This window comes from Lacticaseibacillus thailandensis DSM 22698 = JCM 13996 (genome assembly GCF_001312865.1).
Classification (GTDB): Bacteria; Bacillota; Bacilli; order Lactobacillales; family Lactobacillaceae; genus Lacticaseibacillus; species Lacticaseibacillus thailandensis.
Genome location: NZ_BBER01000001.1, coordinates 301959 through 325587, shown reverse-complemented (window position 1 = coordinate 325587; position 23629 = coordinate 301959). Strand labels below are relative to the sequence as shown.

The 23629-nt window shown below is 54.0% G+C and carries 14 protein-coding genes and 5 pseudogenes; 4 read left to right on the top strand and 15 right to left on the bottom strand.

Annotated elements, in window-relative coordinates; translation table 11 throughout:
• Positions 1 to 49 precede the first annotated feature (49 nt).
• From JCM13996_RS01625 to JCM13996_RS12170, 7 genes and pseudogenes are all read right to left on the bottom strand, one after another.
• A pseudogene (locus JCM13996_RS01625) lies at positions 50 to 3475 on the bottom strand (pyruvate carboxylase).
• A gap of 62 nt (positions 3476 to 3537) precedes the next feature.
• Positions 3538 to 4746: an FtsW/RodA/SpoVE family cell cycle protein gene (locus JCM13996_RS01620; RefSeq protein ID WP_225353402.1), complete on the bottom strand. Its 1209-nt coding sequence runs from the start codon at positions 4744 to 4746 to the stop codon at positions 3538 to 3540.
• 193 nt (positions 4747 to 4939) lie between these two features.
• On the bottom strand, positions 4940 to 6784 hold the full coding sequence (gene typA / locus JCM13996_RS01615) for a translational GTPase TypA (RefSeq protein ID WP_054749663.1): 1845 nt from the start codon (positions 6782 to 6784) through the stop codon (positions 4940 to 4942).
• Positions 6785 to 6955: 171 nt separating this feature from the next.
• Positions 6956 to 7253, bottom strand: a pseudogene (locus JCM13996_RS01610) (UPF0223 family protein).
• The gene (locus JCM13996_RS01605; protein ID WP_054749343.1) at positions 7250 to 8170 is read right to left on the bottom strand and encodes a Rossmann-fold NAD(P)-binding domain-containing protein; all 921 of its coding nucleotides are present in this window, start codon (positions 8168 to 8170) and stop codon (positions 7250 to 7252) included. The pseudogene JCM13996_RS01610 and the gene JCM13996_RS01605 overlap by 4 nt, the downstream one beginning before the upstream one ends.
• Positions 8171 to 8394: 224 nt before the next feature.
• A complete protein-coding gene (locus JCM13996_RS01600; RefSeq protein ID WP_054749342.1) occupies positions 8395 to 8973 on the bottom strand; it encodes a hypothetical protein in 579 nt (192 codons plus the stop codon).
• Between the two features lie 2 nt (positions 8974 to 8975).
• The gene (locus tag JCM13996_RS12170; RefSeq protein ID WP_263848833.1) at positions 8976 to 9110 is read right to left on the bottom strand and encodes a hypothetical protein; all 135 of its coding nucleotides are present in this window, start codon (positions 9108 to 9110) and stop codon (positions 8976 to 8978) included.
• A gap of 388 nt (positions 9111 to 9498) precedes the next feature.
• Here JCM13996_RS12170 and def point away from each other — a divergent pair, with 388 nt between their 5' ends.
• Positions 9499 to 10053 carry a peptide deformylase gene (def, locus tag JCM13996_RS01595; protein WP_054749341.1) on the top strand — a complete coding sequence of 185 codons (555 nt, stop codon included), beginning with the start codon at positions 9499 to 9501 and terminating at the stop codon, positions 10051 to 10053.
• A 119-nt stretch (positions 10054 to 10172) separates the two neighbouring features.
• Here def and JCM13996_RS01590 read toward each other — a convergent pair whose 3' ends face one another.
• Positions 10173 to 10601, bottom strand: coding sequence for a hypothetical protein (locus JCM13996_RS01590; RefSeq protein ID WP_054749340.1), 429 nt, complete (start codon positions 10599 to 10601; stop codon positions 10173 to 10175).
• A gap of 242 nt (positions 10602 to 10843) precedes the next feature.
• On the opposite strand from JCM13996_RS01590, the gene JCM13996_RS01585 reads away from it, so the two are divergent.
• The gene (locus JCM13996_RS01585; protein WP_054749339.1) at positions 10844 to 11056 is read left to right on the top strand and encodes a DNA-directed RNA polymerase subunit epsilon; all 213 of its coding nucleotides are present in this window, start codon (positions 10844 to 10846) and stop codon (positions 11054 to 11056) included.
• 3 nt (positions 11057 to 11059) lie between these two features.
• Positions 11060 to 12742, top strand: coding sequence for a ribonuclease J1 (rnjA, locus tag JCM13996_RS01580; protein ID WP_054749338.1), 1683 nt, complete (start codon positions 11060 to 11062; stop codon positions 12740 to 12742).
• 407 nt (positions 12743 to 13149) lie between these two features.
• Here rnjA and JCM13996_RS01575 read toward each other — a convergent pair whose 3' ends face one another.
• From JCM13996_RS01575 to efp, 7 genes and pseudogenes are all read right to left on the bottom strand, one after another.
• Entirely contained in the window at positions 13150 to 14085 is a 936-nt protein-coding gene (locus JCM13996_RS01575) for a diacylglycerol/lipid kinase family protein (RefSeq protein WP_054749337.1), read from the bottom strand.
• A gap of 106 nt (positions 14086 to 14191) precedes the next feature.
• A pseudogene (locus JCM13996_RS01570) lies at positions 14192 to 15406 on the bottom strand (GNAT family N-acetyltransferase).
• A 30-nt stretch (positions 15407 to 15436) separates the two neighbouring features.
• Positions 15437 to 17916, bottom strand: a pseudogene (gene recD2 / locus JCM13996_RS01565) (SF1B family DNA helicase RecD2).
• Positions 17909 to 18613: a tetratricopeptide repeat protein gene (locus tag JCM13996_RS01560; RefSeq protein WP_054749336.1), complete on the bottom strand. Its 705-nt coding sequence runs from the start codon at positions 18611 to 18613 to the stop codon at positions 17909 to 17911. The pseudogene recD2 and the gene JCM13996_RS01560 overlap by 8 nt, the downstream one beginning before the upstream one ends.
• Positions 18614 to 18643: 30 nt before the next feature.
• Complete coding sequence (locus JCM13996_RS01555) at positions 18644 to 19315, bottom strand: histidine phosphatase family protein (protein ID WP_054749335.1); 672 nt, start codon at positions 19313 to 19315, stop codon at positions 18644 to 18646.
• A 149-nt stretch (positions 19316 to 19464) separates the two neighbouring features.
• A pseudogene (locus JCM13996_RS01550) lies at positions 19465 to 22202 on the bottom strand (HAD-IC family P-type ATPase).
• 231 nt (positions 22203 to 22433) lie between these two features.
• A complete protein-coding gene (gene efp, locus JCM13996_RS01545; protein WP_054749334.1) occupies positions 22434 to 22997 on the bottom strand; it encodes an elongation factor P in 564 nt (187 codons plus the stop codon).
• A gap of 379 nt (positions 22998 to 23376) precedes the next feature.
• Between efp and JCM13996_RS11385 the strand changes: the two genes are divergently transcribed.
• Positions 23377 to 23607: a MarR family winged helix-turn-helix transcriptional regulator gene (locus tag JCM13996_RS11385; protein ID WP_225353401.1), complete on the top strand. Its 231-nt coding sequence runs from the start codon at positions 23377 to 23379 to the stop codon at positions 23605 to 23607.
• Positions 23608 to 23629 lie beyond the last annotated feature (22 nt).

Below are 23629 nucleotides of genomic sequence, written 5' to 3'. Positions count from 1 at the left end.
CTAGTCGGTCCTTTACTGTGAGCATCTTCTCATTCCTTTAATTACAAAATTATTGTGCTTGAATCCTAGCCAGTAACTGGCCGGATGCCACCGTGTCGCCACTATTGACGTACACGTGACTGACCGTACCCGCAACCTGCGCGTGCACCACGGTCTCCATCTTCATGGCTTCGGAGACAAACAGTTCATCCCCCTCGGCCACCTGGTCACCGGACTGGACTTTGACTTCCAGTACCCGACCACCCATGGGGGCCGCAACTTGGTGCTTATCGACCGGGTCCGCAAACTGAACGCTACCAGCTGAATGTCCGACCGCCTCGTCACGAACCGTGATCTGACGCTTTTGACCGTTAACGGTGAAGTACAACATCCGCAACCCAGCGGCGTCGGGGTCACCGATCGTGTCCAGCCGAACCACGTACGTCCGCCCCGGCGCAACGGTCACCGCCGTCTGCTGACCGACGTGTAACCCCTGGAAGAATACCGGGGTGTCCAGCGCCGTGACCGGACCAAACTCAGCCTGACGTTTCCGGTAGTCGGCATAAACCTCTGGGTACAAAATCGCACTCAGAATCTGTTGTTGATTCGGGTGCGCAACACCCTCATCCTGCAACTGCTTGGCCACCTTGTCAAAGTCAGCTGGAGGTTCGACCTCACCTGGCCGTTGTGTCAACGGCTTGGCACCGTGCAGAATAATTTGCTGCAACTTCTTGGGGAACCCAAACGGCGGTTGCCCCAATTCGCCACGGAAGAACGCCACCACGGACTCTGGGAAGTCGATGTGGTCGCCGCGCTCCATCACGTCGTCCGGCGTGAGGTGTTGCTGCAACATGAACAGGGCCATGTCACCCACTACTTTGGAACTCGGTGTTACTTTGATCAGGTCACCAAACATGTCGTTAACCTGTTCGTACATATCCATGACGGTATTGAAATCGTCAATGCCCATGCTCTTCGCCTGCTGCTGCAGGTTAGAGTACTGCCCACCAGGCATTTCTACCTGATAGACCCGGGTCAACGGACCAGTAACGCGGTTGGCGAAGTTGTTGTAGTAGGGCCGCACGTCCCGGAAGTAATCGTCAATCAATTCTGCATGCTGAATGTTCAAATCAGGCTGCCGTTCGTTGCCGGCCAGCGCGTAGTACAAGCTCTCCATGCTTGGCTGGCTGGTAGTACCAGCCACTGCCGATTGGGCCACGTCAACGACATCGACACCGGCCTTAGCGGCGGCAACATAAGTTGCCACCCCCGTTACCGGTCGTGTCGTGCGTGTGCAGATGAATTGGCAGGTCCACCGCATCTTTCAAAGCACTGATCAAGACACGGGCGGCTTCTGGCTTCAGCAAGGCTGCCATGTCCTTCACGGCGATAATGTCAGCCCCAGTGTTCGCTAACTCTTTGGCTAAATCAACGTAGTATTTCAGGTCGTAATGCGGGTGCGCAGAACCGAGAATATCCCCGGTATAACAAATCGTGGCCTCCGCAATCTTGCCCGTTTCCTTGACGGCCTCGATGCTGGGCTGCAACTGTGGTAACCAGTTGAAACTGTCAAAGATGCGGAACAAGTCGATCCCCGTGCGGGCCGCTTCAGCAATGAAGCTCTTGATCACGTTGTCCGGGTAGTTCTTGTAACCAACCGCGTTACTACCCCGGAACAGCATCTGTAAGAGCGTGTTCGGCATGGCTTTACGCAAAGCGGCCAGACGGGCCCAGGGGTCCTCAGCCAGGAAGCGGTAGGCCACGTCAAACGTCGCCCCACCCCACATTTCAGCGGAGAAGAGGTTCGGGAAGGCGCGCCCGTAATCAGGGGCGACGCGCAGCATGTCAGCCGTGCGCATCCGCGTGGCAAAAAGCGACTGGTGCGCATCACGGAACGAGGTGTCCGTGAGCAGTAATTGTGGCTGTTGCTGTACCCACTTGGCGACCGCACCGGCCCCCTGGTCGTGCAACATAGCCACAAGGTCTGGTTGCGTCGCTTTGACGCCTCCACGTGAGCCCGGTACTGCAGCTTAGGAAAGCTTTGCTGGGCCTTGTGCTCCTGGCCAGGGAACCCGTTGACGGTAATCTTGCCGACGTAATTCAAAACCTGGTTAGAAATATGCTTTGGCGCCTCAAAATCAAACAGCGCTGGCGTCTCGTCAATGAAGGTGGTCGTTGCTTGGCCACTCGTAAACGTTGGGTGTGTGATCACCTGCTCCAAAAACGGCAGGTTGGTCTTGACGCCAATAATCTTAAATTCGTGCAGGACGCGGTGCATCTTGGCACACGCTTGTTGGAAGTTAAATCCGGACACGCTGACCTTCACCAGTAATGAATCAAAGTACGGCGTGATCTCGGCACCCGCGTAAGCATTACCGCCGTCCAACCGCACACCAAAACCACCCGGTGAACGGTACGTCAAAATCGTCCCGGTATCCGGCAGGAAATCGTTCTGCGCATCTTCAGTCGTGATCCGGCACTGGATGGCCGCTCCCCGGAAGGTCAAATCCTTCTGGTGGGGCCAACCGATATCAGCGAACAGGTCGGCACCAGCAGCTACCTGCAACTGCGCCTGCACAATGTCGAGCCCCGTAATCGCCTCGGTAACGGTGTGCTCGACCTGAACCCGTGGGTTAACTTCAATGAAGTAAAACTTGTCCCCCTCAACGAGAAACTCGATCGTCCCGGCATTTTCGTAGTGCATTGCGGCCATAAAGTGAGCCGCTGCCGTGCATATCCGGTCGCGCAGGGCTTGTGGCAATCCGACTGCGGGGGCAATTTCGACCACCTTCTGGTTCCGCCGCTGGACAGAACAATCACGTTCAAACAAGTGAACGAGGTGTCCGTGCTATCGCCAACTACCTGCACCTCCACGTGCTTGGCGTGTTGCAGGTAACGCTCCACGTACATCCGGTCATCACCAAAGCTGGTCAGCGCTTCCGAAGCCGCGACTGGGTATACCTTGCGTAACTCGGCGTCCGAATGCACGATGCGCATCCCCCGGCCACCGCCACCACTGGCGGATTTGAGCATGAGCGGGAACCGTGTTTCTCGGCGAAGGCCTCAATCTCGTCAAAGTCGCGGGTAGCTCAGGCGTCCCCGGGATGACCGTCAGCCCGTGCGCCACGGCGGCCGCCTTTGCCGCCACCTTGTCGCCAAACGTTTCCAACAACTCGGTCTGTGGGCCCACGAAAGTCAACCCGGCCGCCCGCACCTTGCGGGCAAATTCCGCGTTTTCACTCAGTAAGCCGTAGCCGGGGTGAATCGCATCCGCACCGGACTGCTTGGCAATCCGAATAATATCATCCATGTCTAGGTAAGCAGCCACCGCTTCGCGCCCCTTGCCGACTTGATAACTCTCGTCGGCCTTGAACCGGTGCAAAGATAAGCTGTCCTCAGCGGCGTATATACCGACCGTGCGTAAACCGAGTTCTTGACACGCACGGAAAATGCGAATCGCAATTTCCCCACGGTTGGCTACCAACACCTTTTGCATCATCGTGCCTCCTTAATCATGAACTGGTGCGTGCTGTCCAAAGGCAACGCCCACCATTGTTACTAACGCACATCTAACTGGCCGCTAGCGGTGACGCCCGCTAACCGGTCACGTTTTTCCGTCGCACTCACGTTGAGCACGATTCCGATAGCAACAGACAAAATCAATAAACTAGAACCGCCATAACTAATAAACGGTAGTGTCACCCCAGTAATGGGCAACACGCCGACCACACCACCAACATTGAAGGTGGTTTGAACGAACAGCATCGTCGCAATTCCGTACATCAATAACGCTTTGTACGTGGAACGCGCCCTGATACCCACTAACATTGTCCGCCAAACAATGAAGAAAATCATCCCCACTACGATAATTCCACCCAAAATTCCTAGTTCTTCAGTAATGACCGACAAAATAAAGTCGGTGTACGGTTCAGGTAGGTACCCGAGCTTGATGGTACCGTTGCCCAAGCCCACGCCGAACAGGCCACCATGATTGATGGCGTACATGGAATTAACTAACTGTTTGCCTTCAACTCTCTGCATGGCAAAGGGGTGCAAGACGGCCAATAGCCGGCGCCCCTGATAATGCGTCGCCAGGAAACCGTGCATCCGTGTGATGAGCAAGTAATAACCGCCCCCCAGAACGCCAAAACCCAAGGCAATAAAGCCCAGGCCCATCTGCCAACGCAAACCGCTCGCAAACACCATGACAAAGATAATCGTCATGAGAATCGCCGCCCCACCAGTATCCGGTTGGAGTAGCACCAACGCCAAGATGACCATCACCATCAGTAAGGGCGCGCGTAGCACCTTGGCAGAACCCATCAATGACCCAGGATTGAGGTCACGTTCACGGCGAGTAAACATGTGCGCTAAGTAGAGTACCAACAGTAACTTGGCAATTTCGGACGGCTGGATGTTAATGGGCCCCACGGGGATCCAGGAACTTGCCCCGTTGATGGCTGAAGACGGGTTGACCTTACCCTTGATCAGTAAGTACACCAACAAACCAATGGTCACGAGCATCCCGCCACCCAGCAAGCCAGGTTTGCGGAGCAGTTTGAGCTTCAGCATGAACGTAAGTCCACACAGCACAAAGCCGACCGCCACGAATACCATTTGCTTCCACATGTACGCCGTTGTGCTCAGGCCCATTTGCATGTGAATATAGTCACCACTGGCGGAATACACCATGACGATACTGAATAGGCACAGTACCACGTAAGGTACCAGCACGTATAAATCTATGTAAGCACGTTTTGGACCCAATTTCGGTCTCCTTTTTAAACCATAATAATACACACAATTATAGCATATGTACCCCCGCGCGGAACCCAGGGGTAAGGTAACGTCACCACACAGTGAACGTTATGGAATCGCTACAAAATCAGCGTGCACCGTTCACCCCGCACGCAAAAAAAGAGCCACCCGTTGGCGGGTGGCTCTATCAATGCTCATTTGGTTACTTGCTGGAAGCAGCCTTACGCCGCTTGTCAGCCTTTTGGCGTTCGCTCGTGTTCAAAATCTTCTTACGCAAACGCACGCTCTTTGGCGTAACTTCACAATATTCGTCGTCATTCAAGAATTCAATGGACTGTTCCAGGGACAGATCCTTTGGCGTCTTGATGGCAGCGGCGTGGTCCTTACCAGCGGCACGGGTGTTGGTCAGGTTCTTACCCTTTGTGACGTTAACGGCAATGTCGTTATCACGGGAGTTTTGACCCACGATCATACCTTCGTAAACTTCGGTACCAGCAGGAATGAACAACTGACCGCGGTCTTCAACGGACTGTAGTGAGTACGTTGTCGCGGTCCCGGCATTGATGGAAACCAGGGCCCCGTTTTGACGACCTGGGTTCCAGTTCTTGATGACCGGTGCGTACTTTTCAAAGGAGTGGTTCATGATCCCGTAACCACCAGTGCTGGACAGGAACTCAGTCGAGTAACCGATCAAGCCACGTGAAGGTACCAGGAAGACCATGCGGGTCTGACCATTACCTTCGTTTTCCATGTCCTTCATTTCGCCCTTACGCTGAGCCATCGCGTCAATGATGGCACCAGTGTATTGGTCTGGCGTGTCAATCTGGACGGATTCGAACGGTTCGCACAGTTCACCCTTGATTTCGCGGTAGATAACCTGTGGCCGCCCCAGCTGCAGTTCAAAACCTTCGCGCCGCATCTGTTCAACCAAGATAGACAAGTGCAATTCACCACGGCCAGAAACGACCCACTGGCCAGCAGTGTCGGTTGGTTCCACCCGCAGCGAGACATCAGTCTGCAACTGCTGGTTCAAACGGTCCTCGATCTTGCGAGCCGTGACCTGGTCACCCTCGCGACCAGCAAACGGACTGTCGTTAGCGGCAAAAATCATCTGCAAAGTTGGTTCGTCGATCCGCAAGATTGGTAGTGCTTCTGGATGTTCCGGATCCGTGACGGTTTCACCAACAAAGATATCTTCCATTCCGGAAACGGCAATCAAGTCACCAGCTTTGGCTTCCTTGATCTCGATCCGCTTCAAACCGAAGAACCCAAACATCTTCGTGACGCGGAAGTTCTTCGTAGAACCATCCTTCTTGATCAGGGCAACCTGGTCACCCAACTTGATGGTACCCCGGAAGACCCGGCCGATCCCGATACGACCAACGTAGTCGTTGTAGTCCAACATCGAAACTTGGAACTGCAGTGGCTGGTCGGAGGTGTCTTCTGGCGCTGGAATCGTCTTAATGATGGTATCAAAGACAGGCTTCATGGTGTGCTTCTGGGTAGAAACATCTGGGTCCATACTGGAAGTCCCGTTAATGGCGGAAGTGTAAACCACTGGGAATTCCAGCTGGTCTTCATCGGCACCCAAGTCGATGAACAGTTCCAGTACTTCATCCAGCACTTCGGCAGGACGGGCACCTGGGCGGTCGATCTTGTTGATGACAACCACAGGGGTCAGGTGCTGCTCCAATGCTTTCTTCAGCACGAACCGGGTCTGCGGCATCGTGCCTTCAAAGGCATCAACAACCAGCAGTACCCCATCAACCATCTTCATGATACGTTCCACTTCACCACCGAAGTCGGCGTGTCCTGGAGTGTCCACAATGTTAATGGTTGTATCACCGTACTTAACGGCGGTGTTCTTACTCAGAATGGTGATACCACGTTCCTTTTCGATGGGGTTAGTATCCATCGCGCGGTCCCCAATCTGGGTGTGTTCTGGTAAGGTATCGGATTGCTTCAGCATTTCGTTAACCAACGTCGTCTTACCGTGGTCGACGTGGGCAATGATGGCAACATTCCGAATATCATCACGTGTTTTCATGTTAACTTCCTTTCGCTTTTCGACCGTTGTGGCCTGCTTGCTCAGCCACTTAACGGCCACAGCATACAGCTAATCATTTTAGCACATCGGTCAAAACATTTCTATCTTTCTGAAATCATTTATAACATTCACGCCGCCGGGCATACGCATAACACCAAGCAGGCGGCTGGACTACTTCGATCGTCGGTGATCCACACGTAGCCGGACCGTCTTGCCAGCCCCCTGCCGTGCCGCTTGTATCGCTCGATAAGTGGAATAGTCTGAGACCTCTTCAAATTCGCGGTCGATCTGCCGTTCGCCCGCTTTATCCGGGACCACCTTTTTAAACGCATTATAGGCGGCTAACAGGTTGTCCCGGTTCACGCCGTGCTCATAGGCATCTTCAACCATTTGCAGAAATGTAGTCACCGCAATTTTTTTCATCCGTGGTCCAATCAAGTTCCAGCGGGTAACCATAATTTGCCTTCATCTATTTGCTCCCGTTACTTTGATGTTCAATGTCATGAATGGCCGCGAGGACGCGGTCCGTAATCTCCTTGAGGCTTCCTCCTCAGCTTGGGCACCGGCAACGCGCGGCAATACCTGTACGTGCTGGCGACCCACCACGGCCGGACGCGCTACTACCGTCAGGCCAGCCCCCGTGCCATCGATCAACGTCAACGGCACGATGTCGGTCTGCGTACTCAACAATACCGCCGCAATCCGCGCAACCACATCCGCGGTCACCGCCGCACCGATGCCAGCGGCAAATTGCTGCAATTCACGGTTAACGGTTTGAATGATTTCGGCACTCACCTTGGCGGCATCATTTTGCACCATGCTGAGTAACGGCACGGTCGAAACGGCCGCCCGACTCCACAAGACCTGGTAATCTGTCGCGGTGCCGACCACGTCCACGGCCACGTTATGAACCGGAACATTAAGTTCTTGTGCAATGCGGTTGGCCGTAAACAGGCTGTGCGCCGCGGTGCCGACCCCCAACACGTGATCACTGGCGACACCCGAGAAGCGTTGGGCAAAGTAGGTCAGTAACTCGTCGCGCGTGGTGGCCACCAACAAGGTACCGGTGAAACCGTTGGCCATGGCCCCATTGAGCGCCTCCCGCACCATTTTGATGTTAGCCGCCGTGAGCGCATTCGCATCGTCAGCATCCGCATCAGCGGGTAGCGTGTCGGTAAACACCAACAGGTCTGCCTCCGCCACGACTTTGGGTGTAGCCTTAGCCAGTGTGTTATGCCCCATGCCTCCTAAAGCCACGAGGTCATTAAACAACGCCCCGTTACTATCGTCCGGCACCGTCACTACCAACCCATCATCCAAATGCATGAGCGCGGCGATGGTCGCCGTCGTAGTCGGACTATTGCCATAAACAACCACTGTTTGCATAACTACACCCCTCCCCATTGCTTACCGTTAATTATACCCAATTGGTCCGCCCACGGGCAGTAGCTCCACCCTGACTGTTTGAACGGCACCGGCAAACGACGCTTGTACCCGCACATACAGGCACGCATTAAGTTCTTGTTACAAAGTTGGAAAGACACGGTGTAACGGAACCCAACATAATAGCCGCGTCATGAATAACGCGGCTAATCAACTAACTCATTCAACTAAACAGCCAGCCAGGAACGTTGGACTGAGGCCTGATTGTACCGGAAGGCTGATTCTCGTCTAAAAAGAATCATCCGACCCGTTAACCGCTGGATCACTAACCAGCCAAACCGGCCAAGAATTTGTACTGCAGTCCGTACTTGCTGAACCAACCAACGGCTCAGCATGACGCCCTTAGTTAAGGCCAATTGTCGTACGCTCCGGATGGCGGCCATCACGGCTACCAATACACCCTGAGTCCAGACATTAGCGGCCACCACTGCCTGCGATACCACCGTATCGCTAGCGACCACCAGTCCACCAGCAACTTTGCTACCGGCACCACTAACTACACCATCACGAACGACCGCAAACGGGAGACGGTCCCCTGTCTGCGTCATAATTACATCACCAGTAACAACGCGCTGCACTGGTAGCACCCGTGGTAAGCCATCCCGAAGAACAACTACCGTGTGGACGTGCTGAACTACCTGCCGAAACTGTAGCCACCGCCAAGCCTGACGAGCGACTACGCCTACCGTCCCCGCTAGGCCTGCACCGACGCCCCAGTTCAGGATACCCAGAACACTTGTACCCAATACTAGTAGCCCCCAAACGAGAGCCAGCATTGGTAACAACCATACCTGACGTACCCACCAGTCTCCGGACGCAGGCCAGCTAGACGCGCACTGGTCGCCTCATGACGGGTCAGACCAGTAATATTAAATTTTTGCATCACGCTCATGCCTCCTAATTACTAGGAAGACACGGCAAACAGCCGCTGCCGTCAGCCCGGCCATTGCGGCCTAACGTCAGTTACCTGAATCTAACTCTCAGCGGCGGCATAACGCCACGTCTTCCGGGATCTTCGTTGTTCGCCGAATGACTAGGCTGATCAAGACTTGATGACATTATGCTCACCCCCTTATGCGTACACATGCGCGCGTCAAAAACGCGCACTGAACCTTTTTCCTACTCATTAATTGTAACCGTCCCAAGACAACGAGTCAATGCGCGCCCGAACGGTATTTTGCTGCGAACGCGGTAAAAGCAGCTGACCGCCACCCGTTCACCGCCGTTATGTGGTAACCTTAACCATAGATTATTCTAGGAGGCAGATAGCTGTGTTTCTAATGAAAGATATCGTTCGCGACCCCAACCCGGTGCTCCGCGCACGCGCCCAGCAGGTGGAATTCCCCCTTTCGGACGAAAATAAGCAATTGGCACATGACTTGATGGAGTACCTCATCATCAGTCAAGATGAAGAAGAAAACAAGAAGTACCACCTTCGTCCCGGCGTTGGCCTGGCCGCACCGCAAGTAAACAAGAGTCTGTCCATGGCCGCCGTACTGGTACCGGACAACGACGGTTCCATTATGTTCAAAGAGGTGTTGGTCAACCCACACATTGTCAGCGAATCCGTCCAGCAAGCCGGTCTGCGTGAAGGCGAAGGTTGCCTATCCGTTGATGATGAACACGACGGTTTGGTGATGCGCCACGACCGTATCACCATCAAGTACCAAAACGTTGACGGTGAGAACAAGAAGGTGCGCCTAAAGCACTACCCGGCCATCGTGTGCCAGCACGAAATTGACCACCTCAACGGTACGTTGTTCTACGACCACATCAGTAAGGACCACCCGTTCGACATTGACCCCGAAGCGGTCATCGTCGATTAGCAAGTAGCCCCAACAAATTAACGGCTCCAGCTGGTACAGACGCATCATGATACGTCCGTACTCAGCCGAAGCCGTTAATTTTTAACATCTACTTTTACCGCTAATGGGGCAATGCTGTGTTACTCAACCCGGGCCAGGTCAGCCACGTACGCCTTAGTCGCGTCGTTGACCAGGTAGGCAACGTCAAAGTTCAGTTGTTGGTCCTCTGCCTGTACAAAACAATCGGTCAACGCTAACTGCGCCAGGTGTGCACCGCTAAACGCGGCCTGCACCTGAGCTACAGTCACACCGGACCCCACCGGCAGGGTAAAGTGGGCCAGCATGACCTGCCGGTGCCAAACTTCTTCGACGGGCTGACCCGTAACCTTCAGCCCCACGGCCAGACCAGCATCGTGTAGCGCTTTACCTACTCCTAAATTGATGGCCCGCATCCACTGCGCGTGTTCGTGCTGAATCCGCAAGCGCCGTCGCCGAGCCCACCACCAGCCTCCGGCGATGATGAGCACGGCCACAATGATTACTAGGCCCAACGTAGACACTGTTGGCAATCAGTCCACCCCCTATATGAAAACTGCATTACTACTACTTTTATTATGGCACATTCAACCGTCGCCGTAACACATAACCACCAGATTAAGATGGACCCACAACCGATTTGGCGCGGAAGTTCGCCAATCCCGCCACCGTATGGTAGAATGATAACAACTAGCTAGGGTGACCTAGCAAAATGCGGGCATATGATTGAATAGTCCCTAATGGGGCTTTCTTTGTGTACATGAAAGGAGCACTTATGATTTATAAAGTTCTGTACCAGCCATCCCGGTTGGAAAACCCAATGCGTGAAAACACGGTAGCACTTTACCTGGAGGCCGACAGCGAACGCGCGGCACGTAAACTGCTCGAAGAAAACACGGATTACAACATCGAACTGATCCAGCCACTTGAAGGCAAGTTCTTAGAGTACGAGCAGCAGTCCGATAACTACAAGTTAACGGAGTTTTAGCATATGAAATTAAATATTAAACCCAATGAAACCGCCGCCTTTGCTGTAGGTGGGCTGGGTGAAATTGGTAAAAACATGTACGGTGTGCAGTACGGTGATGAAATTATCGTCATTGATGCCGGCATCAAGTTTCCTGAAGATGACTTGCTCGGGATCGATTACGTCATTTCTGACTACTCGTACCTGAAGCAGAATGCGGACAAGATCAAGGCGTTGGTCATCACCCACGGCCACGAAGACCACATTGGCGGCTTACCCTACTTTCTAAAGCAGGTACCCAACGTGGATGTGTACGCTGGTCCCTTAGCTGCTGCCCTCATTCGGGGCAAGTTGGAGGAACACGGCTTGCTACGCTCCACCAGCCTCACGGAAATTGACGAAGACACTGAGCTAAAGTTTGACAAGCTCTCCGTCTCCTTCTTCCGGACGACTCATAGTATTCCCGACACCCTCGGGATCGCGGTACACACGCCTAACGGAATCGTCATTCAAACTGGTGACTACAAGTTTGACTTGACCCCGGTTGGCAATCAGCCGGCACCCAACTTGCAACGGATGGCTAAGCTGGGTGAAGAAGGTGTCTTGCTGTTGATGTCTGACAGCACGAACGCCGAAATTCCTAACTTTACGAAGTCGGAACGGTTTGTAGGCCACTCTATCCGCCATATCTTTGACCGCATTGATGGCCGTATTATCTTTGCCACCTTTGCCTCAAACATCTCCCGAATCGCGCAGGCCGCGGACGCTGCCATTGCGCGCGGCCGCAAGATTGCTGTCTTTGGCCGGTCAATGGAAAATGCGATTGTTAACGGCCGTGAATTGGGCTACCTGAACATTCCGGATGAAGACCTCATCGATGCCCACGAGTTGAAGCGGTTGCCCGCCAACAAGGTGTTGATTCTGTGTACCGGTTCGCAAGGTGAACCCATGGCCGCCCTGTCGCGGATTGCTAACGGGACGCACCGGCAGATCAGCATTCAACCTGGCGACACCGTCGTCTTCTCCAGTAACCCTATTCCTGGGAACACAACCAGCGTGAACGAAGTCATTAACGAGCTGGAAGCAGCTGGTGCCGACGTCATTCACGGGAAGGTCAATAACATCCACACTTCCGGTCATGGTGGCCAGGAAGAACAGAAACTGATGCTGCGGTTGATGAAGCCTAAGTTCTTCATGCCATGTCATGGTGAATACCGGATGCAGAAGATCCACACCGAGCTTGCCCAACTTTGTGGCGTGCCGGCGGATCATACCTTCATCATGGGTAATGGTGACGTGCTGGCCCTGACCAAGGATCATGCGCGTCGTGCTGGTCACTTCCCAGCTAGCGACGTTTACGTTGATGGTAGCGGTGTGGGCGACATTGGTAATGCCGTCATTCGTGACCGCCGGATCCTTTCTGAAGAAGGTTTGGTCGTGGTCGTTGCCACTATCAATATGCAGAAGCACACGGTCTTGGCGGGTCCCGACCTTTTGTCGCGTGGGTTCGTCTACATGCGTGAATCTGGCGAACTGATCAACCACGCCCAAAAGCGGGTCTTCCACACCATCAAGAACACGTTTAACGATAATGAAAAAGTCAGTGAAGCAATGCTGAAGGACGCCATCGTGAAGAACCTTGGTGAGTACCTGTTCGAACGGACGGAACGGCGTCCACTGATCTTACCAATGTTGATTACGCTATAAACACATGCTGTCGCGCCTTGTGCTGACAGCATGCATAACCAAGACGTCGCAATCATTCATGGTTGCCGACCCGTTTACTGTTTTGAATTAAAAATTAAAGGGCTAACCCTAGGCAATAGCTACGGTCAGCCCTTTTTTTTGACGTTCTGTGGTTGCTTACGTGCCCACCATGGCGATGAGCACCTCATTCTTACACCTGGCACTGGCCACAATGAACACCGCTTATGCACACTTGTACACCAGCGCACACTGAAATATTAGCACCTGTCGCCAAATCTGACAAGTTGGCGCCACCATAAATTTGACCACACTCGTGCTGAACACTGGTGACAAACCTGCTACAGATGGGTCTAGCTGGCCATAATGACACCGAAGAAACTGAAATTAACTAAACAATACCGGCAACCCTATTGCGGATTGAGATCACCCATCCAAAACAACTGGTCCGTCACGTTAAATTCCAGTTCAAACGGCCGCGTGCCCAGCTCCTCACCGTCCATCTGACCAAATTCGAGTGAACTGGTCTCCACGTACAGTTTGGCCGCCCGGTAATGATGAATTCCCTCAAAGTCCAACTTCTTCCGCAACAAAATTTGTGCACAGAGGAAAATGAAGATCCACCAGTGCCGTTCTTCCACGACGATCAAGTCCAGCTGACCATCGATGACCGACGCCCCCGGCATGATGGGAAACCCACCACCAAAGTAGGGGTGATTAGTCGTGGTGCAGATGTATGCGTTAGGTATTATGTCGTGTTCATCCCCGACGTGCACCCGCGCTTCAAAGGCATGGCGGTTAAACAACACTCCGAAAATACTCAGAATGTAGGCCAAGGTCCCCAGGTGTACCCGGTTCAGGAACCCTTTTAACCGACTTTGGTTCGCCGCATCCACAACGGCCGCGTCAAACCCAACGCCCACGTTGTTCACAAAGTAACCGTGTTGGTCGCGTGTCCGTTCGTGGAATTCACCAATATCGACCCGCACCGGTGCCTGTGTGTCGAGAATAGCATCCAGTACCGTCAGGGGATCCTTGCTGATGCGGTTGGCCCGGGCAAAGTCGTTACCGCTCCCTGCCGGTACGTACGCCACCGGCATGGTCGTGTTGCCAGCTTCACGAATTCCCGTTACCGCTTGGTTCAACGTTCCGTCGCCACCAATCACTAACAGCACCGTATCATCCCGGTCATTGAACTTGGCAATTTGGTGCGCCAACTCCACCGTGTGCCCAGGATGTTTGGATGTCCGAACCCGGAAATCGACCCCACGCCGATTCAACTCATCCTTAACGATGTGCCACGTAGCCACAGAATTACCCCCGCCGGCTGCGGGATTGAAAATCATTTGAAAAAAAGGCCACGTAGCGCCACAACTCCTTTCAACGTTAACGCTGTAAATTATAACTAGCCACTGGTTGATTTGCAACGTCGTCCGACTAAGCGCCGCCAATCTAAAAGTAATCTGAAAAGTACGGCTCTTCCATGGGAATGACCTGCTCAAGATTCTTAACGGCACTGGTGTCCGCATCCAGTCGTTCAATGCGGCGCAGGTAAGACGGTCGCCGGTAACTCATCAGCATCGTTGTCAGCGTTTGGATGTCCAACCGCACTGGCAAACCGGGATGGGCATCACGCTCCACCTTACTTGACCGTTGGCATCCCAACTCACTCCGAACGTCCCGACATTCCAGGGCGCCATGGGATCACTGACGATCAGGTGAAATGGCTGGCCTACTTCCGCGAACGGGTAGGCGCGGAGAAATTGTTCAACGTCCACGATGCGCGCCATAAAGTACGGCTTAATGGTCTGTTTAATGTCGCCATCATCCAGTAAGAAGTGCAGCGGTTCGTTCTTATAGATGTTGCCGCGCACGTGTTCCACCATGGAGAAATGGGCCGACACGAAGTTCCACAGTGCGATCCGCGCCTCCTGCGTGATGTACACCATTTCCTTAATATGGAAGACCTCGTTAGCAATCCAGTACAGCAAGAACCCCTGCGGTTCGTCGTCCTCATCGTAGAACACGGCCGCCGTGCGTTCCTCCTCGTTTTCCCAGCGCCAATACTCGTCCCAGTTCAGCTGGTTACGAATCATGGCACCATGGTTCAACAAGGCAAAGCGGTCATAGGTCCGAATCACATCCTCGGCATCAATATCCATTCGCTCAACGTGACCAGGCAGATTCTGTTGCTTAGGCAACTGGATATCGCGTACGTCAAAAGTCAGGTGGTCAGACATGATTTCCCACCCCTTTTTGCGGTAAAACGGAATGCTGTACGGGTACAGGTAGGAGATCCATTGGTGCCGGGACCGCATGTGTTCCAACGCCGTACTAATCAGGTCGTGCATTAAGCCATGCCCGGCGTACTCTGGTACGTACCACGCCAGTAAGCCCGGCCATATCGTACTGCCGCCCGTGAATGTTGACTTTGCACGGGTAGATGGCCAATTGACTGACCAGGTTGTCACCGTGGAACCAGCCAAAAACGTCCGCTTCCTCCAGCACTGGTCGTTTGGCCCGCTCGAGTTCGCCCTCTTCGTAACCAGACTCGCTCACTTCTTTGGCGGTGACCTGGAACACATACCCCAGCAAATCATTAAACTGGTCTAAATATTCCGGTGTAACTGGACGCATTGATAGTTGTTCGCGAATATCTGTCATCATGCTTCTCCTTAATTTAACCGTGGATCCATACTACGCTGTTTGCGGGGTAATGCCCTCCATACCAATCATGGGGTCCACCGCGTCGCGGGCAACCAATGCCGGCGTTAAAATCGTGGGGCCCGCCGCTTGGTCAGAACCATTAGCTGCAATTGGGGGTGCCACAGCTTCGTGCAATACCTGGCCCGTCGCGGTTGACGCTACCGCTAACGATTGCGCGTCATTTACCCTAGCATTACTGGTGGTGGTAGCAGCAGTTTCGCCGTCAGTGGCGTCCGGCTCGGTGGGCGCCAACTTGAAGACTTTACGCAGCCGGTCCACCAACCCGGTGTGCCGGTTGTCCGCCATCGTGGTCACCGCCGTCCGGAAAGCTCCTGGTCACCAATCATGATCAGAAACTTCTTGGCCCGCGTGATGGCAGTATACACTAAGTTACGCTTGAGCATGCGCCGGCTCGCCATCGTTAGGGGCAAGATCACCATATCAAACTCACTCCCTTGCGCCTTATGGATGCTGGTCGCATACGCTAGGGTGATGCTTTTAAGTTCATTACTGGCATAATCGATTTCGTTACCATCAAAATCGACGATCAGGTGTGCCCCATCATCCTTGGTGGCTGACACAATACCGGTGACCAACCCGATTTCACCATTGTACACGTTTTTTTTCGGGATTATTGACTAGTTGGAGCACCTTGTCGCCAATCCGGTATTGGTGGTCGCCCGCATCAATTTCCTTAGTACGTTCACTTGCTTTGGGATTAAAGATATCTTGGACCAGCGGATTCAACGCATCCACACCAGCCACGCCCCGGTACATGGGTGCCAAGACCTGTACCTGCATGGCGTCAAACTTAGCCTTGGCGGCGGTCACCACCTGGCGTACTGCTGCCTGAATCTGCCCGGGACCACAACTAATGAAACTACGGTCAGCCTGCTTGGCGGTAAAGTCGTCCGGCAGCTGGCCGTTATTAATGTCATGCGCCAACGTGGTAATCGACGACCGCGCGTCTTGCCGGTGAATGTGTGTTAATTCCGCTTGGGGTAACGTGTGGCTCGCTAACAGGTCCGCAAAAACCTGCCCCGGCCCGACGGATGGCAGTTGGTCCTTATCACCAACGAGAATCAACGTAATGCCCGGGTGCACTGCATCCAGTAGAATGCGGAACAAGTAGGTGTCCACCATCGACATCTCATCCACGATCAACAGGCCATCCGGTAACTCCGGGGGCTCGTAATCAGTGGTGTCGATAGCTAAACCTAGTAACCGGTGAATCGTGCTGGCCGGCAACCCCGTCGTTTCGGACATGCGCTTTGCCGCCCGACCGGTAGGTGCCACCAACATAATGGGATAGGCCGTATCACTATCATAGCTGTTCGGATCCAACCGGATGGCGTTGAGTTGGGCATAAGCGCGCACGATCCCGTTCACCACGGTGGTTTTGCCCGTCCCCGGGCCCCCAGTTAGCAGGAAAACGTGATTTTGCAATGCATCCACACTGCAGTGCGTTGGGTCGCATCATACTCAATGTCCAAATCGTGCTCCACCTGGTTTAACGTTGTCGTGATGTCATCGTCATCATACCCTTCCGCAGCACTTTTGAGCGCAAAGAGATGGTTGGCAATTTGCCACTCGGCGTCAAAGAGTCGCTTAGGAAAGATGCGCCCATCAGTGATACTAATACGCCGGTCATCAGCCAAATCACGCAGCGCCGCCGTTAGTTGCTCGTCGCTCACACCGCCGAGGCCACCACCAGCTAGTCGTGACTTAGCCCCGTCTAACAGGCGGGCGGGCTCCGCATATGTATCACCGTCACGGTCGGTTATTTGGAACAAGGCATCCATTAGCGCGCCGCCCAATCGCTGCGGATCGTCCGCGGGAATGTCAAGCTGCCGGGCGATTCCGTCAGCCACCCGAAAACCAATGCCCTCAATGTCAACGATTAGTTGGTAAGGATTAGCCCGGACCACGTCGAGGGCGTCCTCCTGGTAGCGACCGTACACCTTATTGGCTAAGGCACCCGTCAGTCCCACTTCACCAAGACCAATGATTACCTGTTCAAGCCCCAGGTTCTCACGCAAAGAACTAGCGAGCATGTCCGCCTTTTTGGCGCTTAAGCCCACCTTCTGTAACACATCGGGGTCCTTCACGATGGTATCCACCGCCCCAATGCCTAACGCATCCACGATCTTAGCCGCAGTTTTGGGACCAATGCCCGGAAAGCGGTCGCTGGCCAAATAATCAACTAGGCCGTCGTGACTAGTGGGGCGCTGGCTTTGGTACGACACGGCGTCAAACTGTTGTCCGTACTTCGGGTGGGCCACCAGGTGCCCGCTGAATTCGTACTCGGTGCCTTCTTGGAGGTCGCCCAGGTTGCCTTTCACGACAATCTCCGGTTCAGTCCACACTAAAGTCGTGGCGGAGATGTCCACCGCCACGATTTTGAACAAACTGTCATGGCTCGCAAAAATTACGTTGCGCACCGTTCCGGTGACCGTATCCATATCAGGCATCCTGATGCCCCTCCGTTTCGTCATCCGCATGCCGCAATTGCAGGAACCGGGCAATATCTTTGACCTTACCCCTTTGATCAGCAAATAAAGCCGGATCCGCTTTACGCGCTGCATCCAAGTACTTACTGCCATCGCGGCCCGCTGCCGACAGTGCCATCCCGTACGCAAAATCAATCTGCGGGTCATGCGCATTAATCAACGGCGCCAACGTATCCACCGCGCTGTTAAACTCGCCCAGGGCCAACAAAATGTTGGCCATCAGGATTACCGCGTCATGAGCACGCGGGTTCACGTCGTGGGCCGTCATGGCAAATGCCAGTGCCCGGGCCGACTGACCGAGATCGTTATAGCACAGAGCCACCATGTAGGCGGCGTCACCCCGCAGCGACATCGGCACGTCGGCATGCACGTCAGTCAACGGCAGCAGCCGGGCTAACGCATCCTGCAAGTCCTGTTGTGCGTAGGCCAACAAGCCCCACGAATACCGCAATTCCGGATTATCCGGGAAGAGTCCCAGTGCCCGGGTAATCAACGTTGTCGCCTGATCGTAAGCCCGCACCGTGATCAGCATCGTCGCCAACACGGAGTAGCGCTGCGGATCGTGTGGGTGTGCGTCAATATCATGAACGGCGGCTTGAATTCCCTCTTCTTGGTGTCCGTGATTAAACTGGGTAATTGCGTCATCGGTCTGGGTCAATGTGCCATGCCTCCTTCAAAATTGCTGTGACTAAATGGTATCGGTGGCGGTCCGCTTGCCCGGCAGGAAGTGCGTGTCGTTCCAGTGCACCATGTGGTACGGCAGCGCGGGGCCATCCGCTTGCACGGTGGTCAAACTACTGTTGGTCAACCCGCCATCCTTGCGTAAATCAGCGACCAGGGTACCCACCAGGTGTTGAATAAGCGCCGCTAATGAGGCGCCATGCCCGATAAAAAGGTAGTTAGAGTTGCCCATGTAATCGTTAGCAACGATTTCCTGGATGGGTGGGGTCATCCGTTCGAGGAGTTGGTCAAAGGTCTCCCCGTGCAGGGCGGACGGATCGTAGTCGGCTGGTGCGTGCCGAAACGCTTTGAGCTCGCGGGGAAAGCGCGCGGCAACGGATTCAAAGCTCTGACCTTCCATTAGGCCCAAATTGAATTCGCGCAGGGCGGGTAAAATGGTCAGCGGAATGTCGGTCTGATCCAAATGGGTCATTAGTTCAATCGCGGTGGTCCGGGTGCGCTTGAGTGGACTCACGTAGGCGTGGTCAAAGTGAATGTGCTGATCGTTCAGGTACTTGGCCAACGCGTGAACCTGAACGTAACTTTCTGGCAATAGTGGTGAATCACCAAATGCGCCTTGGTAACGTCCCTCCAGATTCCACTCCGTCTTTCCGTGTCGCACAAAATACAGTTTTGTCACCTTTTACACCCTCCGTTTTCATTAACCCTAATTATCCCATTGTCCCCGCCCTGCCGCAAGCCACTACCAGCGGGTTTGAGCTTAGCGGTGAGGTGCACAACAAAGGCCACCCCATCGAGCACAGGGGTGGCCAAGTCAATACGGCTGGATTAATCTTTGATTTCCATTTTGTCGTGAACGCGGCCTACGTGGTGTTGGTAGGTCGTGCGGACAAACTTCCACACTTCCATAACCGTCATCACGATCAGACCAGCCACAATGGGGATGCCCCAACCCACGGCGAAGCCCACCGTCGTGGTGCGGAACACATCCTGCATGAACGGCAGGTAGATAATCCCACACTGTAACAACATTAGGACGCCGATAATCCAGAACGCCATCTTGTTTTGGAAGAGGTAGCGTGAGAAAACCGGGTGCTCCGTCCGCAAGTTAAACAGGTAGAATACCTTACCAAAAATAATCACCTGGAGCGTAACGGTACTGCCGACCACGTGACTGAAACCAATGCTCGTCAGCAGGTCGTAAATATAAATTCCCAAACCAGAAATCATCAGTGCCACGAAGGCAATTTCGACCGCCCCTGACTTGGTAATGATCCCCTCACGGACGTTACGCGGCCCGCGGGACATGATTCCTTCATCTGGCGGTTCAAAAATAAACGCAAACTGAATGGTCAACGCGGAAACCATGTTGATCCACAACAATTGCGTGGGATACAACGGTAACTCTTGCCCCAGCAACATGCTGAGTACCACGACAAAACCTTCGGCAAAACTCGTGGGTAGCAGGTACCGAATCGTTTTACGGATGTTGTCGAACACGTGTCGGCCTTCCTTGACGGCGGTTTGGATGGTCGTAAAGTCGTCATTGGCGAGCACCATGTCCGCCGCCCCTTTGGCGACGTCGGTACCCTTGATTCCCATGGCAACCCCAATGTCCGCCTGCTTCAAGGCGGGTGCGTCGTTGACCCCGTCACCCGTCATCGCGACCACGTGGCCATTACGCTGCTGCGATTGCACGATTCGTAACTTTTCCGCTGGCGTTGCGCGGGCAAAGACGGTGTACTGACCGATTTCGCGGTCTAGCTCCGCATCACTCATTTTGTCTAGCTCGGGTCCGGTAATTGCCTTGACGTCCTCACCCAAGTTCAACTGCTGGGCAATGGCTGCGGCGGTTTCCGGGTCATCCCCGGTAATCATCTTCACCTTGATACCCGCATACCGGAGCTGCTGCACGGAAGCCGCAACTTCAGGCCGGGGCGGATCAATGATGCCCACCAACCCAATCAGCTCCATGTCCTGGCCAATTTGGCTCTGATCAATGGTTGTCACGTCAGGAGCGACAAACTGACGCGCGAGTCCGACCACGCGTTTACCTTGCTGGGCAAACCGCGTGATGGTCGCGGCCAAAGCATCACCTTGTACCTGACCCCCGTGCTCCCGAATCAACCGAGCAAGGGTTTGCGGTGCACCTTTGACCATCAGCACCCGCTGCCCGTCAACATCGGCCAGTCGGGCAGAATAGCGGAATTGTGAGTCAAACGGTAACGAATCAATTTCATCAACATCCGGCGCACGCCCGTCAAGCTTGTGGTATAGAGCGGTCAGCGCCCCGTCCGTTGGTTCCCCGGTCAACTGCCACTGACCGTCCTCCTCGTGGAACTGGGCGTCTGAAGTTTCACCAGCGATGCGCACCAACCAGCTTAGGCGATCATTCTGCCGCCAATCCACCGGCTGTCCCGCGGCGTCCAATAACGTGCCATCCGCGTCGTAACCCACGCCGGAAACCGTGAAGTCCTGACCCGGGATGGCAACATCCGTTACCGTCATTTCATTTTTAGTCAGCGTCCCGGTTTTATCCGTATTGACGATATCCACAGCACCTAGGGTTTCCACAGCGGGTAACGTCTTTACAATGGCGTTCTTCCGTGTCAACTGCCGCGTTCCCATCGCCAGCACCACCGAGGTGCTAGCTGGCAGTCCTTCCGGCATGGAACCCACGACCATGGTAATCACGGCAATAGTCAAAGTCGGGAGGCTGTAGATGTGGGTCATCATCCCCCCGATAAAGAGGATGATCGCTACCGCCACGATAGCCAGCGATAGCCCTAACCCCAGCCGGTTCAGATTCTGGACCAGCGGGTGGGTTTCGATTTAATTGCTTTAACACTAGTTTGAATGTGGCCGATTTCCGAATCAGCGGCCGTCGCCACCACCACGCCCAGGCCGGAGCCCTGCGTGATGTCGGTCGACGCGTAAACCATGTTGGTCCGCTCCGCCAATGGTAATTCAGCCGCCGTGATGGGCTCTTCGGTTTTCGCCACCGAGTTAGTCTCACCGGTCAGAATCGACTCTTGCGCTGCTAAGTTATCGGCGGCAATCAACCGCATATCCGCCGGCACCGCGTCGCCCGCTTCCAACTGCACCAAATCACCAGGGACCAGTTCACGTGACGGTAATTCCAACTTCACCCCGTTACGGAACACAAAGTTCTGGGAAACCAGCAACTCTTGGATCTTCGCCAGCGCGTTATCCGCGGAAACTTCCTGGAAGTAACCAATAAACGCGTTTGCCAAAATCACTAAGAAGATAACAAACGAGTCCGACCAGTGCTGCATCAATAACGTCAGCACGGCCGCACCAGCTAAAATGTAATTGATACTGTCATTAAACTGACGCAAAAAGCGCAGCAACCGCGACTGCTTTTTCGCGGTCAGCTCGTTGAAGCCATAACGCTGGCGCAATTTCTGGACTTGGGCGTCGGTCAAACCATTGGTGGTGTCCGTGCCGTAACGCGCCCGTATCTGGTCGGCATCAAGTTGCCATAAAGGTGGTTTATCCACGTCTTGCTCATCCCGTTGAGGACTTGGTTGCGCAGAATCATCCATGCAAAAACACTCTCCTAATTATCGGGATTATGCCCGGTATGATAGTACCAAGCCACTGCTTGGTCTAGTGTCATATTATCATATTCACCATGCCGTTAACGGTTTGTAGACCAATTTTTACGTGGTACGCACTGCCAGAGTGCACCATCCGCTCGCACCGTCGACAACGTCAAAAACACCCCACACAAACAACATCATCCGCGTGGGGTGTCCGTCAATTCACGTTGGTGGTTAATCGGCCCGCTTGGCGTAAGTGCCTCCGCGGTCCGTATTGATGATCAGCTTGTCGCCTTCCTTGATGAAGTCCGGCACCTGCACTACTAGTCCCGTCTCCAAAGTAGCCGGCTTGCCACCACCAGAGACCGTAGCTCCCTTGATAGCTGGGCTGGTTTCCTTAACGGCCAGAGTAACCGTGCTTGGCAACGTGATTCCAATCACCTCGTTACCGTAGAATTCAATCTCCACCATAGTATCTGGCAACAGGAATTTCATCTCGTCACTGATGCTGGCAATTGGCAGTTCGTACTGATCATAAGTTTCCGTATCCATAAAGTAAGCGGTGTCGTCCTGACTGTACAGGAACTGCGCCTGCTTCTTATCCAGGACCGCCTGCTCCACCTTTTCGGTTGGCCGCATGGTCGTCTGCACGATCGCCCCGGAACGCACGTCGTACAACTTCATCTGCATCACGGTGTTACCCTTGCCAGGTTTGTGGTGGTTGGTAAATAGCACCTTGATCAACTTACCATCCTTCTCAAACGCCATTCCGGCCTTCAAATTAATTGCTTCAATCATGTTTACTTACTCCTCGTCTTTGACTTAATTTGCACTCGTCGGCCCCAGCACCACGCTCGGGGGCTGGAGAAGTGCCCATAAGTTTCGTGGACGCTCACTATGATGAATTAGCATCTGATACTCCCATCTGGGCGGGCCACGGTTACACCGCCGCGTTGAAGTCGGGACCACTAGTTGCGCTCCCGGTACGCAGTTCATTATAACAACTGTGGCAAGAATGCACCACATACTGGCCCACGGCAATCCCCTTGCAACCTGGTGGCAGTTAGGGGTTAACCCACACGTGCCCCACACTCAAAGTCACGGCAATTCATCCTTGCATGAATTGCTTGGTTTGCTATAATATTCGTTAGCTTGCTAACAAAAGGAGGCACTGATTATGCCCACACTTGGTAAAATCATTAAGCACGCCACTAACCAAATGAACCAATCAATGGACCAGTACGCCAAGCAATTTGGCCTCACTGGTACCCAAATGTCGATCATCGACTTTATTGGTACCCACAAACGGGTACTGCAACGTGACATTGAACGCGAATTTAACATTCAGCGCTCCACCGCCACCGTGGCTCTACAACGCATGGAGCGGGCAGCACTCATTCACCGGTAACCAGCTGCACGCGATGCCCGTC

Coding starts and splice junctions, on each gene's coding strand:
- JCM13996_RS11385 (WP_225353401.1), top strand. CDS start 23,377: ATGCCCACACTTGGTAAAATCATTAAGCACGCCACTAACCAAATGAAC.
- JCM13996_RS01585 (WP_054749339.1), top strand. CDS start 10,844: ATGATTTATAAAGTTCTGTACCAGCCATCCCGGTTGGAAAACCCAATG.
- typA (WP_054749663.1), bottom strand. CDS start 6,784: ATGAAAACACGTGATGATATTCGGAATGTTGCCATCATTGCCCACGTC.
- JCM13996_RS12170 (WP_263848833.1), bottom strand. CDS start 9,110: ATGCAAAAATTTAATATTACTGGTCTGACCCGTCATGAGGCGACCAGT.
- rnjA (WP_054749338.1), top strand. CDS start 11,060: ATGAAATTAAATATTAAACCCAATGAAACCGCCGCCTTTGCTGTAGGT.
- JCM13996_RS01575 (WP_054749337.1), bottom strand. CDS start 14,085: ATGATTTTCAATCCCGCAGCCGGCGGGGGTAATTCTGTGGCTACGTGG.
- efp (WP_054749334.1), bottom strand. CDS start 22,997: ATGATTGAAGCAATTAATTTGAAGGCCGGAATGGCGTTTGAGAAGGAT.
- JCM13996_RS01605 (WP_054749343.1), bottom strand. CDS start 8,170: ATGCAAACAGTGGTTGTTTATGGCAATAGTCCGACTACGACGGCGACC.